At 65.6% G+C, this 14,280-nt stretch carries 10 protein-coding genes; 4 read left to right on the top strand and 6 right to left on the bottom strand.

Features of this window, described 5'->3' with window-relative positions:
* Positions 1 to 28: 28 nt before the first annotated feature.
* Positions 29 to 748, bottom strand: coding sequence for a hypothetical protein (locus tag AC1DQQ_RS16940; protein WP_478045957.1), 720 nt, complete (start codon positions 746 to 748; stop codon positions 29 to 31).
* Between the two features lie 373 nt (positions 749 to 1,121).
* Between AC1DQQ_RS16940 and AC1DQQ_RS16945 the strand changes: the two genes are divergently transcribed.
* The gene (locus AC1DQQ_RS16945) at positions 1,122 to 2,147 is read left to right on the top strand and encodes an alpha/beta hydrolase fold domain-containing protein (RefSeq protein WP_478045958.1); all 1,026 of its coding nucleotides are present in this window, start codon (positions 1,122 to 1,124) and stop codon (positions 2,145 to 2,147) included.
* Here the strand turns inward: AC1DQQ_RS16945 and acnA are convergent, their stop codons facing one another.
* Positions 2,148 to 4,718, bottom strand: a complete 2,571-nt coding sequence (acnA, locus tag AC1DQQ_RS16950) for an aconitate hydratase AcnA (RefSeq protein WP_478045960.1) — start codon at positions 4,716 to 4,718, stop codon at positions 2,148 to 2,150.
* Positions 4,715 to 6,022: an MFS transporter gene (locus AC1DQQ_RS16955; protein WP_478045962.1), complete on the bottom strand. Its 1,308-nt coding sequence runs from the start codon at positions 6,020 to 6,022 to the stop codon at positions 4,715 to 4,717. The genes acnA and AC1DQQ_RS16955 overlap by 4 nt, the downstream gene beginning before the upstream one ends.
* Before the next feature lie 66 nt (positions 6,023 to 6,088).
* Between AC1DQQ_RS16955 and AC1DQQ_RS16960 the strand changes: the two genes are divergently transcribed.
* Positions 6,089 to 7,312 (top strand): lactonase family protein, encoded by a 1,224-nt coding sequence (locus AC1DQQ_RS16960; protein ID WP_478045966.1) that lies wholly within the window; start codon positions 6,089 to 6,091, stop codon positions 7,310 to 7,312.
* Between the two features lie 221 nt (positions 7,313 to 7,533).
* On the opposite strand, the gene AC1DQQ_RS16965 is transcribed toward AC1DQQ_RS16960, so the two are convergent.
* On the bottom strand, positions 7,534 to 9,207 hold the full coding sequence (locus tag AC1DQQ_RS16965; protein WP_478028983.1) for a tannase/feruloyl esterase family alpha/beta hydrolase: 1,674 nt from the start codon (positions 9,205 to 9,207) through the stop codon (positions 7,534 to 7,536).
* Positions 9,208 to 9,291: 84 nt separating this feature from the next.
* Here AC1DQQ_RS16965 and AC1DQQ_RS16970 point away from each other — a divergent pair, with 84 nt between their 5' ends.
* A complete protein-coding gene (locus AC1DQQ_RS16970; RefSeq protein WP_478045968.1) occupies positions 9,292 to 10,212 on the top strand; it encodes a Gfo/Idh/MocA family oxidoreductase in 921 nt (306 codons plus the stop codon).
* 56 nt (positions 10,213 to 10,268) lie between these two features.
* On the opposite strand, the gene AC1DQQ_RS16975 is transcribed toward AC1DQQ_RS16970, so the two are convergent.
* The gene (locus AC1DQQ_RS16975; protein WP_478045970.1) at positions 10,269 to 11,564 is read right to left on the bottom strand and encodes a glycine zipper 2TM domain-containing protein; all 1,296 of its coding nucleotides are present in this window, start codon (positions 11,562 to 11,564) and stop codon (positions 10,269 to 10,271) included.
* Positions 11,565 to 12,001: 437 nt separating this feature from the next.
* Between AC1DQQ_RS16975 and AC1DQQ_RS16980 the strand changes: the two genes are divergently transcribed.
* Positions 12,002 to 12,763, top strand: coding sequence for an AAA family ATPase (locus AC1DQQ_RS16980; protein WP_478045972.1), 762 nt, complete (start codon positions 12,002 to 12,004; stop codon positions 12,761 to 12,763).
* 166 nt (positions 12,764 to 12,929) lie between these two features.
* Here the strand turns inward: AC1DQQ_RS16980 and tcuC are convergent, their stop codons facing one another.
* On the bottom strand, positions 12,930 to 14,222 hold the full coding sequence (gene tcuC / locus AC1DQQ_RS16985; RefSeq protein ID WP_478028989.1) for a tricarballylate/proton symporter TcuC: 1,293 nt from the start codon (positions 14,220 to 14,222) through the stop codon (positions 12,930 to 12,932).
* Between the last annotated feature and the right edge of the window lie 58 nt (positions 14,223 to 14,280).

Genomic DNA, 14,280 nt, shown 5'->3' on the forward strand with positions numbered 1-14,280 from the left:
CTCCTCTCAATATCTCAGCCGGCGATCCTCATGGCACCGGTCGCTGCCGTGGCTCGCTTTCCTCAAGCGGCGTCCCCGCCACGAGCGGCTCGCCCCGCAGGCTGCGCTCGGCATTCTGCATCCACAGCGAATTGCTGATCAACTCCGAGCGCGTGATCGTTACAGTCTCGCAATCCGGGATGGCGTTGAGCGCCCTGCGCGTCGCGTCGAGCAACGGCGCAGGCATCCACGGGCTGAGCACAATGCCCTCGACCGTCGTCAGCGGGATCGGCACCGCATGCGTCGGCGCGGTGTCGGTCTTCGATTCATAGATCAGCCGGTATTCGAGCTCATGCCGGAACGCGTAGCGTTTGATGAACGGGAGGCGGTTTAGCCGCGGCGGCTTTTCGGCGATCTCCTCGAGCCGCATATAATTGACCTTGCCATGCCGGACACCCTCGGCGGCATCGATCACGTCGAGCAGCGGCTGGCGGTGGAACGCGATGCACACGCCGCTGGCATGACCGCAGAACACCTTCCAGTGATGATAGGTCTCGCCGACCGTCGACAGGCACAGCGCGAGCACCGACTTGTAGTCGCTGCGCGCGCGATAATGGTCGATGAAATAGCTGTCGTTCTTGTCGTCCCAGCTGGCCGGATCGAGCAATGTCAGGCGCTTGTGGGTGAGTAAGTCGATCACCGAGGTCAGATCGGTGTAGCGCCGCAGCAATGGCGGCGGTGTCGACGCGCTCATGCGGCGTGCTGCCATGTCGAGGCCCTCCCGTGACCGCTATGATCGCGCCTCGCGCGCGACAGTCCAGCGCGAAACGCATGGCATGCGATGCACTACAGACAGTCGAGAGTCGATTGGCGGACGGCAGCTTTGCACGGTTCTTGGCCAAGAGCTCCCTGACAGCAACCGGCCCAGAACCTGCCATTCCCTTTGGCGGCGATCGAACGACCGCGATTGGGTCGATAACCGACCGGCCGCTTCATACGCCTACTTCCCGGGTCGCTTCCGGGTTTTCCGGCCGCTAACGCCGTCGTTTCCGCTGACGAACCGCCTTGCGCCAACGCCATGCTTGCGGATCGTATTATTGTGCGTATGAGTGCAATATCGGATTGAACGCGAGGTGATCGAGATGCGGCGGTGGCTCCTGGCATTGGCTTTGGCGGCGACCGCCGGCGTTGCGGCGGCGGATACGGCGAAGGTGCCCGCGATCTCGGCCAGGTCGGTGCGCGACGATACCTTCCCGATCGCCGAGGCGCGCTATCCCGGTGGGATCGTCGCGCGCGGTCATGTCGAATTTGCCAATTATGTCGGCTATCGGCCGCTTCAGCTCGACCTCTATCTCCATGCCGATCGCGCAACGGCGAAGGCGCGTCCGCTGGTGATCTGGGTACATGGCGGCGGCTGGAGCCGGGGCGATGCGCGGCAGTCGGGAGCGTTTACCGACTGGCCGGGCGTGCTCGCGATGCTGGCGGCGCGCGGCTATGTCGTCGCCTCGGTCGATTACCGGTTGAGCGGCGAGGCGAAGTTTCCGGCGCCGGTTCAGGACGTGAAAGCGGCGATCCGTTTCCTGCGCAGCCGGGCGGGCGATTACGGGATCGATCCCTCGCGGGTCTATCTGTGGGGAGGATCGGCGGGCGGACATTTGGCCGGGCTGGCGACGGTCACGTGCGGGGTGGCGGCGTTCGATCCGTCGCCATCGACCGGGCGCTTGTCGGGCTCCGCGGCGAAGCTCGCCAAACCGTTGCCGCAGTCGGATTGCGTGCAGGGGGCGGCGCTCTGGTACGGCGTGTTCGATTTCGCATTGGGCGGCGACCAGCCCGGAACGGCACTCAATGCGAAGACGCTGACTGCTTTGCTGGGATGCGATCCGGCGGTTTGCCGCGACACGGTCGCCGCGGCGAGTCCGGTCAGCTATGTCAAGCGCGACACGCCGCCGCTGCTGCTGATCCACGGCACTGCCGACGAGGAAGTCGCGTTCCGTCAGAGCGAGGCGATGGCGGCGAAGATGAAGGCGGCCGGCGCCTCGGTCGAGTTCGTGCCGGTGGCGGGCGCCAATCATGGCTTTATCGACGCCACGCCCGAGGCGACGAAGCGCGACAGCCTGATGGCGCTCGATCGCAGCTTCGCCTTTTTCGATCGGTTGTCGAAGCGCTGATCAGCGCCGATGCGCCGCCCGCAGGATCAGCGGGATGATGCCGCCGGCGCGGAGCACCGACAGTTCGAGCGCGGTTTCGACCTGCGCCACCGCAGCGAACCGCTCGACGCGACCGTCGCGGCGATGGATCGCGACCGGCACCACCGCGCGCGGGGTGAGCGTGTCGGCCGGCGCATCGATCTCGATCCGGTCTTCGGGCGCCAGGGCCAGTGTCGGCGGATGCCGGTCGGCCGGCAGCCGCAGCGGCAGGATGCCCATATTGACCAGGTTCGAGCGATGGATCCGCTCGAAGCTCGCCGCTAGCACCGCGCGCGCGCCGAGCAGGCTCGCGCCTTTCGCCGCCCAGTCGCGCGACGATCCCATGCCATAGCGATCGCCGGCGACGATCACGACTGGCTGACCGGTCTCGGCATAACGCGCCGCCGCGCGCCACAAGGGCAGCGGATCGCCGCCTGTCGTCATGGCGGTGCTGCCCGGCGGGATCGCCTCGCCGAGCAGGTTGCGGACGGTGCGGTTGGTGAACAGCCCGCGCAGCATCACTTCCCAATTGCCGCGCCGCGACGAGAAGACGTTGAGATCGGCCGGATCGGCACCATGGTCGATCAGCCAGCGCGCGGCGTCGCTCTCCGCCGGGATCGCGCCGGCGGGGGAGATGTGATCGGTCGTCACGTCGTCGCCGAGCACGATCAACGGTGCGGCGGAATAATGGCCCAGCCGGTCGTCGCGCTCCATCCGGGCGAAAGGCGGCGGGCGCAGATAGGTCGAGCCGGGATGCCAGGGATAGAGCGGGGTGTCGGGCGCGGGCAGCGCCGCCCAGGCCGCGCTTGCCTCCGCCGCATCGAACGCCACGGCATAATCTTGCGGCCGGATCGCCATCGCCGCGGCGGCATCGATCTCGGCGCCGCTCGGCCACAGCCGGTCGAGCGTGACCGGCGCGCCGTCGGCATCCTGGCCGATCGTGTCGCGGGCGATGTCGATCGCGGCGTTGCCGGCCAAAGCGTAAGCGACGGTCAGCGCGGGCGAGGCGAGGAAGGCATCCTCGATCTGCGGATGGACTCGCCCGGGAAAATTGCGGTTGCCCGACAGGATGCCGACCGGACGTGCGCTGCCGGCCTCGATCGCCTGCAGCATCGGCGTGGCCAGCTTTCCCGAATTGCCGATACAAACGGTGCAGCCATAACCGACGATCGCGAAGCCGACCGCCTCGAGGTCCCCGAGCAGGCCCGCGCGGGCGAGCAATCGCTCGGCACTCGGCGATCCCGGCGCGAGGCTGGTCTTGACCCAATCCGGCGGCGCCAGCCCCAGCGCCCGCGCCTTGCGCGCGACCAGGCCCGCGGCGAGCAATTGGCGCGGATCAGACGTGTTGGTGCAACTGGTGATCGCCGCGATCGCGACGGGCCGTTCGGGCATCGCCGTTGCCGGACCGGCGCCGAGCAAGGCAGGCACGTCGGCCGTCGCGACGAGATCCTGCGGGCGGCGCGGACCGGCGAGCGAGATGCCGATCGCGGACAAGTCGATCTCGATCGTCTCGGCATAGACGGGCGAAGCTTCGGCCTCGAACCACAATCCGGTCGCGCGCGCATAGTCGCCGACCAGCGCGATCTGCGCTTCGCTCCGTCCGGTCTGGCGCAGGTAATCGAGAGTCGCGCCATCGATCGGGAAATAGCCGGTCGACGACCCATATTCGGGCGCCATATTGGCGACGACCGAACGGTCCCCCGCCGACAAGGTCGCGACGCCGGGGCCGAAGAACTCGACGAACCGCCCGGCCAATTCGATCCGGCGCAGGCGATGCGTGACGACCAAGGCCAGATCGGTCGCGGTCACGCCCTCGCGCAGGCGTCTGGTCAGTCGTACCCCGACCACTTCGGGGACGCGCATCATCACCGGCATGCCGAACATCACGCTTTCGGCCTCCAGCCCGCCGACGCCCCAGCCGAGCACGCCGATGCCGTTGACCATCGGCGTATGGCTGTCGGTGCCGATCAGCGTGTCGGGCATTGCCCAGTGAACGCCGTCGCGCTCCTCGCTGGTCACCACCGTGGCCAATTGTTCGAGGTTGATCGTGTGCATGATCCCGGTGCCGGGCGGATGCACGGTGAAATTGTCGAGCGTCGCCGATGCCCATTTCATGAAGCTGTAGCGCTCGGCATTGCGATCGAGTTCGCGCGCCATGTTGCGCGCCGCGGCGTCGCCGCTTCCGTAGAAATCGACCGCCAGGCTGTGGTCGGTCGAGACGTTGACCGGGAGCAAGGGGTTGAGCGCATTGGGATCGCCGCCGGCATCGGCCAGCGCCTGGCGCGCGGCGGCGATGTCGACCAAAGCAGGGCCGCAGGTCGTGTCGTGCATCATCACCCGGCCGGGCCAGAAGGCGATTTCGGCGTCGCTCGTGCCCTGGGCGATCCATTGCTCGACCAGCGCGATCGTCGCCGGATCGTCTCCGCTTCGCCGCAACAAATTCTCGATCAGGATACGATGGACGACCGGCAACCTGGCCAGACCGAGCGCGGCGAGATCGACGATCGTGTAGCTGGCGTCGTTGCTGGCCAGCGCGCGGGTCGGGACGGTCATGCGGAGTCCTTGCGCGATGTCAGCGGAGCGGCGAGCACCATCACGAACGCGACCAGGGTGAGCCCGGCCAGGAACACCAGCCCGGTCGCGGGCTTGCCGCTCGCTTTGGCGACGACGCCGACGACATAGGGCCCGACGAACCCGCCGAGATTGCCGATCGAGTTGATCGCGGCGATCGATACCGCGGCGGTGGCGCGGGACAGGAACATGCCGGGCAGTGTCCAGAACGGCGCCTTGAAGGCGTAAAAGCCGGTCAGCGCCGCCGCGAGCAGGACGGTCGCCGGTATCGGGCCGGCAACCCAGGCGACGCCGCCCAGGGTCGCGCCGGCAAGCAGCAACGGCCAGGCGGTATGATAGCGCCGCTCGCCAGTGCGATCCGACCGCCGCGACCACAAAACCATGCCGATCGTCGCGACGATATAGGGCAAAGTGGCGATCAGCCCGGTCTCGACATTGCTGAGCGACTTGCCCGAATGTTTGACGATCTGGGGCAGCCAATAGCCGACGCCCAGGCTGCCCGCCTGATAGACGAAATAGATCGCCGCCAGATACAGAACGCGCGGTTCGGTGATCGCGCGCCAGGTATTGAGATGGCGCACGCCGGTCGCGGCATGCTCGCGCGCGATCTCCGCTTCCAGCCAGTCGCGCTCGTCCGCCGCCAGCCAGCGCGCATTGGCCGGGCGATCGACCAGCAGCCGATAGGTGAACAGCCCGCCGATCACCGCGGGCAGCCCCTCGATCAGGAACATCCAGCGCCACCCGGTCAGGCCCAGGCCCTGGACATGATCGATGATCCAGGTGCTGACCGGCGTGCCGATGATGTACGATACCGGGATCGCCGCGGTGAACATTGCCACTACCGTCGCCTGCTCGCGGGCGCGGAACCAGGCGGTCAGATAGATGATGATCGCGGGGAAATAGCCTGCTTCGGCCACCCCGAGCAGGAAGCGGAGGCCATAGAGTTGCGAGGTCGACTGGACGAAAGCGGTGGCCATCGACACCACGCCCATGCCGATCAGGATGCGCGCGATCCAGATGCGCGGGCCATAGCGGGCCATCAGCATGTTGCTCGGCACTTCGAACAGGAAATAGCCGATGAAGAAGATGCCCGCGGCGAATCCGAACGCCTCGTCCGAAATCCGCAGCTCGGTATTCATCTGGAGCGCGGCGTAACCGATGTTCGCGCGGTCGATATAGGAGACGATGTAGAGCACGAAACACAACGGCACGATCCGCCAGAACACCCGGCGCATGATCCTGCGGTCGTCGGCCTCGGTCACGGGCGGGGGTGCGATGCTCTCCATAATATGTTCTTTGACATTCAGAAATACAAAGAGCAAGGATTACCTATCTCGAGACGGAGTTCGCCGATGCAATCCAAGTCTGGACCGCCCGCCTGGCGCGCGTCGCGACGGACGGTGATCGCCGGGCTGGCCGTCGGGGTTGCGATGGGAAAAAAGGCCGCATGGGCGGCCGGGAGAGGATCGATGCCGGGTTTCGCTTATGTCGGGTGCCGCACCAGCCGCGAGCGCAATGCCCGGGGCGACGGCATCTCGGTCTATCGGATCGGCACGGACGGCGCCTGGGCGCGCGTCCAGTTGGTCGGCGACCTGGTCAACCCATCCTATCTCGCCTTCGATCGCACGCGCCGCTTCCTCTATACCGTCCATGGCGACGGCAGCGAGGCAAGCGCGTTCCGGATCGACCCGGCATCGGGTCAATTGACCTTCCTCAACCGGGTCGCCACCGGCGGCCGCAACCCGGTGCATTTGACGCCCGATCCGACCAATCGCTTCATGGTGGTCGCCAACCATGTCGTCGCCGATGGCGTGAAGTCGGGCATCGCCAGCCTGCCGATCCACGAAGACGGACGGCTAGGCGCGCCGGTCGACGTGGTACCGTTCGACGGCAAGATCGGCCCGCATCGCGTCGAGCAACCCTTTCCCAAGCCGCACCAGGTCGAGTTCGATCCCAGCGGCCGGTTCATCGTCGTGCCGGACAAAGGCTGCGACCGCGTGCTGGTTTTCACCATCGATGCCGCGGGCAAGCTGCATGAGGCGGCGGCGACGCCGGCGCGCGAGACGTCGGGGCCGCGCCACGTCGCCTTTCACCCGACCGTTCCTTACGCTTATGTCGTCAACGAGCTCGATTCGACCGTCGTCGCCTATCGGCTCGATCGCCAGTCGGGCGCGCTCACGCCGTTTCAGGTCGTCTCCGCGCTGTCGGAGGATTTCACCGGCAATAGCCGCGGCTCGGAAATCGCCGTGTCGCGCGACGGGCGCTATCTCTATGCCTCCAACCGTGGCGCCGATACCGTCGCCGTCTTCACGATCGATCGCGCAAATGGTCGGCTCGAGTGGAGGGGCTCGGTTCCCGCCGGGGGAAAGACGCCGCGCTTCTTCGCGCTGATCGACAATGGCCGCGCGATGGTCGTCGCCAACGAAGAGGGGCACAATATCGTGCGCTTCGCGATCGGCGTCGACGGCATGCCGCGTGATCCGGTGGTCGTTGCCGAGACGGGCAGCCCGACCTCTATCGTTTTCAGCGGGGTGAGCGCCCATCAACCGCCAACCCCCGTGAAAGCCGCAAGGTAATCGCATATGAATTCGGTCTGCGGCGAATAGTCCAGAACCGTCGCAATCGGCATCAGCCGTCATGCCGGCCTTGTGCCGGCGTCCACAGTGCCGCGCTCCCAGCGGTCGTTGGTCAGATACCACGGTGGATGCCGGGACGAGCCCGGCATGACGAATGGGGAAGCGGAATCACCTCAATTTCGGTTCCCGCGTTCGCGGGCATGGCGAGTGGGGCGGAGAGGTCAGAGCTTTTCCGGCAACGCGCAGACGAAACTCGACGCCAGCTTGGTGTCCCCAGCGCGATAGACCGGCTGCTTCGGCCAGGCGCAGATCGGGCGCTGGAATTCGATCGCGCGTTTGGCGGGCGGCGTGTCCTCGCCACCCGAGGCATAGCGCGTCGCGATCAGGCTCTGTGGTGCGCGTGCCTTCTCCACCCAGGCATAGAGGGCGAGCGTCATATCGTGCTCGGCGTCGCGTACCGGCGGCGTCGAATCGCGCGTCGCGGTGGAGAAATTGGTCGCACCGGGGCCGCCCGCGCAATGATCCATGCCGGGCACCATGAACAATCGCGCGAAGGCCTGGGTCGCTGCGAGGCCGCCGGCGCGACCCTCGACCGCGCGATAATAATTGATCGCCTCCAGCGGCGTGCCGACCGGATCCTGCCAGCCCATGAACATGATCAGCTTGCCGCCGGCGCGCGCGAACGGCGACAGGTTGGGATCGTTGGCGTCGAAGATCGGACCCAACCGCGCACGCATCGTGTCGACGTCGGTGCTCCAGTTGAAGCTCCACCAATTCCAATCGGGATTATCGAACACCCAATATTTGAACATGTCGGCGCGCGACGGCTCGGCCGGATTGTCGGATTCCGACCAATAGCCACTCCAGCCGGGATGCTTGTCCTCGGGGCCGGACATCACGCCCTCGGTGCCGATCGGATAACCCGGATAAATCGCGGCACCGGTGCGGGCGTCGCGCGGGCCGCCATAGATCTTGTCGGCGGCGGTAACCTGTTCCTGGCTGAGGCAAGTGCCCGGCTGCGCGCCGGGACGACACAGCAATTGCGCCGGCTTGAACCCGCACTGCCGGGGGTCGGTGATCACGCCGTCCGCGACGCCATCGAGCTTGTCGCAGGCGGCGACGGCGGAACGGTTGATCAGCAGCAGGTCGCTGACGGAGAGGATCGGGTGGCGATCGTCGCCGTGGCGGTGGTTAGCGAGGTAATTCCACAGGAAGGCCATGGTCAGGCTGGTGCGGTTGTTGCCCGGTGCGCCGGCGATGATGCCGTCGAAATCCTTCGGGTAACGCTGCGCCGAGGCGAGGCCCTGATAGCCGCCGGTCGAACAGCCGCTGAAATAGGACCAGCGCGCCGGACGGCTGTAATAAGCGCGCGTGATCGCTTTCGCCGCGACGACCGATTCATGGACCGCGCGATAGCCGAAATCCCTGATCTTTTCCGGGTTCTTCCAGCCGAATTTCAGGTCGGTGCCGCTATGCCCGGTATCCGTCCCCACCGCGACATCGCCATCGTCGAGCCGCGGGATCATCTGCTTGTATTGCATGTTCGACACGTAGGCGCCGTTGCCGATCATGTGCAGACGGCCCGACCAGCTGCTCCGCGCCGGCAACCAGATTTCGAACCCGATCTCGGATCCTCTGACCGGGCGGCTGACCCCGCGCACGCGGCAAAAGGGCTTGAGGCCGGTATATGTGCGCGGTCCGCGCTCGACGACCATATCCTCGGTGAACGTGCCGTCGACCGGGGTCGCGACCAGTATCCGGACATGGGGGAGGGCCAGCGTCTTGAGCGCGGCGCATGCATCGGGCGCGGCGTGAGCGGCGGGCGCCAGCGCGACGGTCGCCGCGGATGCCGATAGCGCCGCCGCCAAGCGTTGAAGCGTCCGACGTGCGACCATGATCGTCTCCCTTGAGGCTGGCAATTGCGAGAATGTCTCTTTATGATCGAAAAAACAATATCAAATGAGAGTGGAGGCAGCGGGATGCGGATTTTCACGCGCGAGGACATCGTGGCGGTACTCGACGAGACGGCCGCGATGGCGGCGGTCGAGCGCGCGATCGTCGCCTTCGCGGCGGGCCAGGCGCAGAGCGGCGATGCCGGCCATTTCAGCTTTCCGGCGCCGGGCGATGCGCATGTGAAGGTCGCGCATCTTGCCGGCGAAGACGTGTTCGCGCTCAAGGTGTCGGCGAGCTTCTACGGCAATCCCGCCAAAGGCCTGTCGTCGAGCCAGGGCTTTTCGGCAGTGATGAGCGCGACGACGGGCGAGGCGCTGGCGCTGTTCGCCGATGGCGGCTGGCTGACCGATGTCCGCACCGCGATGGCTGGGGCGATCGCGGCGCGCGCGATCGGCTATGAGGGCGGGACGCTCGGGATCGTCGGCGCCGGCATTCAGGCGCGGATGCAGGCGGAGATGATCCGCCGCCATATCGGTGCCGAACGCGTGTTGATCTGGGGCCGCGATCCGGCCAAGGCGCAGGCCTTGGCGGCGGAGATTGGCGGCGAGGCATGCGGCGACCTCGCCGATCTCGTCCGTGCGTCCGACCTGGTCGTCACGACGACGCCCTCGACCGAATGGCTGGTCGACGACGATTGGGTGCGTCCCGGCGCGCGGATCGTCGCGGTCGGCTCGGACGGCGGCGGCAAACGCGAACTCGATCCGCGGATTCTCGGCCGCGCGACGGTGATCGCGGACTCGGTCGATAAATGCGTCGAGAATGGCGAAGCGGGCTGGGCGGTACGCGCCGGCCTGCTCGCTGCTGACACCATCATTCCGTTGGGCGAGTTGCTCGCCGAGCCGCGCACCTTCGCCGCCGATGCGATCGTCGTGGCAGATTTGACGGGACTGCCGGTCCAGGACGCGGCGATCGCAGGCGCGGTGTGGCGCGTGCTCGCCGCGCGGTAAGAAGCCGGCGGATCGCTCCGCCGGCTTCCTGGCAACCGCTGATCCGCGTCTTCTGCTTACCGGGCTTGGTTCCGGAGGCGGTCGTTCAGGCTGTCGATCCGCACTTGCAGTCTGGCTTCATCGCGAGCGGACAAATTGCCTCTGCGATCATGGCCCATTGATCGCTCACTGGTGCGAAGCGCATAGAGCTCGCGCTGGTAGCCGGCGGTCTGGCGACGGCTCAGCGAGCGCTGCGACTGCGCGGTATCGAGCATCCGGTCGAGCGTGGCGATCTGCGAGAGGATCGCCGGACGGTCGCTTCCATAGTTGCCCGTCTCGGCCGCGGTTGCGATCCAGCGGCCGCGGCTGTCATAATAGCCCGACGTCTCGCCAGCATGCCAGCGGCGGCGGCTGTCGTAATAGCCGGGCTGGGGATCGGCGACCCACATTCCCGTCGCATCGCGATGGCCACCGGCCTGGCCGGCGACCCAGCGGCCGCGCGCGTCGTAATGACCGATCGTGACACCGGCGGTCCAGCGCCCGTTGGCGTCGTAATGGCCGCTCGCCGTGCCCGCGACCCACTGATCGCGCTCGTCATAATAACCGTTCGACGAAGCCGGGATCCAGCGGTTCTGGCTGTCGTAACTGCCGCTTGCCGAGCCGTCCGCACGCTGGGGGACCCAGTTGCGGCGCTCATCATAATAGCCGTTCGGCGCGCCGGCGACCCAGGCATTGTTGCGGTCGTAATAACCGGTCGCGCGGCCACGGGCGATCGAGCTGGTGTGCCACTGACCCTGCGTGTCGTAATAGCCATAGGCATCCGCGCGGCGGCCGGCCCGCCCGCCGACAGCGCCGGTCGAAACGCTCACCCATTGGTCGTCGCGGTCGTAATAGCCCTCGGCCGAGGCGGGGACCCATTCGCCGCTGGTAAGGTAATTGCCGTTTCCACCGGCCGACGCGTTGCTGCTGATCCAGCGGTTGTCGTCGCCATAACGGCCGTTCGGCGCGCCATCGACCCAGCCGCCATTGCGGTCATAATAGCCGCGCGCATCCGCCGAGTTGATGCCGGTGGCGTGCCAGCGATTGCCCTCGTCATAATAGCCATAAGCATGGTTGCACTCGCGGTTCGGCTTGGCGAGCTGATTGCCCGCGAGAGCGCCGGCGGCGGCGCCGATCACGGTGCCCAGGGTCTTGTCGCCACGGCCGGCGACGACGTTGCCGAGGACTCCGCCGACCCCGGCGCCGGCAACGGTAGCGACGACTTGCGTCGTGCGCTGCTGCTCGCAGGTCACTTCGGACCGGGTCCGCGCGCTGGCGATCGAAGGAATGAGGACGACAGCGGCGATACTCGCCGCGAAAAGGTGTTTACGCATGAAGGAGCTCCTGGAACCGAATGGTTCTGTTCTCGATGCCCTCAACGAGTCATGGAGAATTTCGTTCCTCATGCGAAATAAAATATGCTGATCGCCTGAAATATTCGGTAGAATTAATGTTAAAGCCTACGAAATAATTGAACATCGCTTTTTGAAGGAAGCGAGTTCATAAGAGAATTACACTAATGTTGGATAGAAAATCTATCAGCAGGCGCTTCTGATGGTCGTTTACATAGCTGCGTAATCGCGTCGCCGTGCATAGATGGTCCCGGTACCGGTACCGATTCAGGCCGCAGCGGGCGGGGTGTGCGGTGTGGCGCATGCTCGCTTCCGGCTTGGTCATGATCTCGCGGGGGGAATGACCGGGAATGGGTGGTTTTCTTCCTGTCAGCTTTCAAGGATAAGCCCGTGGCGTAAGACGTCGCGTGGGGAACCCAATGAGCCGCAAGGCACGAACTACTTCGCTCCCTCCGCCCTTTCTCAAGCGAGTTTGGCTGCCTGGGGATGCAGTGCGGGCGGAGTCGGATTGGGATAGTTATCCCTTGTCGCTCCCGATCATCCACAGTGGTGGCTTTGACATCACGTTCGAGAAGCCTGTCACCATCATCGTGGGTGAAAACGGCTCCGGCAAATCGACTCTATTGGAAGCGATCGCCACCATGGCCGGTTTCAGCGATAGCGGCGGCGCTCAAGGCATGCGCGCCGTCGAACAATCAGCCGCCTCGGGCGAAGATGCCGCCCGGCTGGGGCAGCTTCTAAAGGCGGCATGGCTGCCACAAGTGAGGCGTGGCTGGTTTTTCAGAGCGGAAACTTTCTTTTCAGTCGCACGGTATCTCGATGAAATGGGTTCAACGCGCGCCGGCTACCTCCGCGCATCCCACGGCGAGGGATTTCTCAGCTTCTTCCAAGAGCGTCTGGCTGAACAAGGGCTTTTCATCTTGGACGAGCCGGAGTCCGCTTTGTCCCCGGCGAAGCAGTTTGAATTTCTCAAACTGCTTCGCTCCATGCAGCGCGCCGACAACTGCCAGGTCATTATGGCAACGCACTCCCCCATCCTGATGGCATTGCCCGACGCAGCCCTCTGGCAGCTCGAAAGGTTCGGTCTTCGCGCCACGACTCTCGAAGAAACTGCACATTTTCGGCTCTATCGTGAATTCATACTCTACCCTCACGACACCGTGGAAATGATGATCGACTAAATTTCTGCGAGGCAGCCTTTATTTCTGCGACGAGCCTTTGCCACACCACAGCTCTCGGGCAATGTGCGATCGATCTTAGTTGTCTGCAAATGGGTCGTTTTCAGACCGGCCGCTTTTCGCGTGTCTTCGGGTTCCTGCCTTTAAGCAGGCCGGATCGAACGCCTTATCAAGCCGTCGAATACCGCCGGCTGTACACAGCCGCGGCCAGGCTGATCGCCGCGATCGCCGTCAGCCACACGCCCGGCATCGCCAGGTTGCCCGTGGCCGAAATCAGCGCTGTCACCACGAACGGGGTGAACCCGCCGATCGCGGTTGCCAGGCTATAGGCCAGGCTGAATCCCGAGGCGCCGGCCTCCTCGGGCACGATCTCGGTCAGGTGGACGACCATCGCCGAATTGTAGCTGGCGTAGATCGCCGACAGCCATAATTCGACGATCAGCAATTTGGTCACGCTCGGGCTGGCGGCGAGCCAGGCCATCGCGGGATAAGCGGTCAGGATCGCGAGGATGGTGCAGGCGAGCAGGATCGGGGTGCGTCCGATGCGATCGGACAAGGCGCCCATCAGCGGCAGCCAGATGAGGTTGGAGAGGCCGACCCCGGCGGTGATCAGCAAATTGGCGCGCTCGGGCAGATGGAGCAGCTTGCCGAAGGTCGGGGTGTAGGCGGTGATCATGTAGAAGCTGACCGTGGTCATCAGCACCATCGCCATGCCGGTCAGCACGCGCGCGCGCGCGATCCATAAATGGCCCATGATTTCGCGCGTCGTCGGGCGCGTCGTGCGCGCGGCGAAGATGTCGGTCTCGCGCAAGTGCCGGCGCATCAGGAACAGTAACGGGATGATCAGGCAGCCCAGCCCGAGCGGGATGCGCCAGCCCCAGTCGGCGAGCTGGTCGACGCTCAAGGTCATACCCAGCACCACGCCGATCATCGCGGCAAAGACGACCGCGACTTGCTGCGACGCCGATTGCCACGACACGTAGAAGCCCTTTTTGCCCGGCGGAGCGATCTCGGCGAGATAGACCGAGACGTTGCCCAGTTCGGCGCCCGCCGAGAATCCCTGGAGCAGGCGGCCGAGCAGGACGAAGATCGGGGCGGCGATGCCGATCGCGGCATAGCCGGGGGTGAAGGCGATCGTCGCGATGCCGACGCTCATCAAGGCGAGGGTGACGATCAGCCCGGCGCGGCGGCCGTGATGGTCGGTATAGGCGCCGAGCACGATCGCGCCCAATGGCCGCATCAGGAAGCCGACGCCGAACGTGGCGAGTGCCTTGAGGAGCGTGCCCAATTCCGAGCTGCCCGGGAAATAGGCGGAGCCAATGGCGGCGGCGAAATAGCCGAACACCATGAAATCGTACATCTCGATGAAATTGCCGCTGGCGACGCGCAGCACGTCCATCGCGCGGCCGGAGCGCGGTTCCGAGTCGCTCATGGTCGCGGCCGGGCTCAGCATGGTCGACATTCGATTCCCCTTCCGTCGCGGCGCCGTCGGTCGCGCGCCTGACGCCCGCCTAGCGAGA

The sequence above is a fragment of the Sphingomonas sp. P4_G3 genome, assembly GCF_056401105.1.

Bases quoted from the DNA above. Each gene is read 5' to 3' on its own strand.
- AC1DQQ_RS16940 (WP_478045957.1), bottom strand. From the start codon at position 748: ATGGCAGCACGCCGCATGAGCGCGTCGACACCGCCGCCATTGCTGCGG.
- AC1DQQ_RS16945 (WP_478045958.1), top strand. From the start codon at position 1,122: ATGCGGCGGTGGCTCCTGGCATTGGCTTTGGCGGCGACCGCCGGCGTT.
- acnA (WP_478045960.1), bottom strand. From the start codon at position 4,718: ATGACCGTCCCGACCCGCGCGCTGGCCAGCAACGACGCCAGCTACACG.
- AC1DQQ_RS16955 (WP_478045962.1), bottom strand. From the start codon at position 6,022: ATGGAGAGCATCGCACCCCCGCCCGTGACCGAGGCCGACGACCGCAGG.
- AC1DQQ_RS16960 (WP_478045966.1), top strand. From the start codon at position 6,089: ATGCAATCCAAGTCTGGACCGCCCGCCTGGCGCGCGTCGCGACGGACG.
- AC1DQQ_RS16965 (WP_478028983.1), bottom strand. From the start codon at position 9,207: ATGGTCGCACGTCGGACGCTTCAACGCTTGGCGGCGGCGCTATCGGCA.
- AC1DQQ_RS16970 (WP_478045968.1), top strand. From the start codon at position 9,292: ATGCGGATTTTCACGCGCGAGGACATCGTGGCGGTACTCGACGAGACG.
- AC1DQQ_RS16975 (WP_478045970.1), bottom strand. From the start codon at position 11,564: ATGCGTAAACACCTTTTCGCGGCGAGTATCGCCGCTGTCGTCCTCATT.
- AC1DQQ_RS16980 (WP_478045972.1), top strand. From the start codon at position 12,002: ATGAGCCGCAAGGCACGAACTACTTCGCTCCCTCCGCCCTTTCTCAAG.
- tcuC (WP_478028989.1), bottom strand. From the start codon at position 14,222: ATGTCGACCATGCTGAGCCCGGCCGCGACCATGAGCGACTCGGAACCG.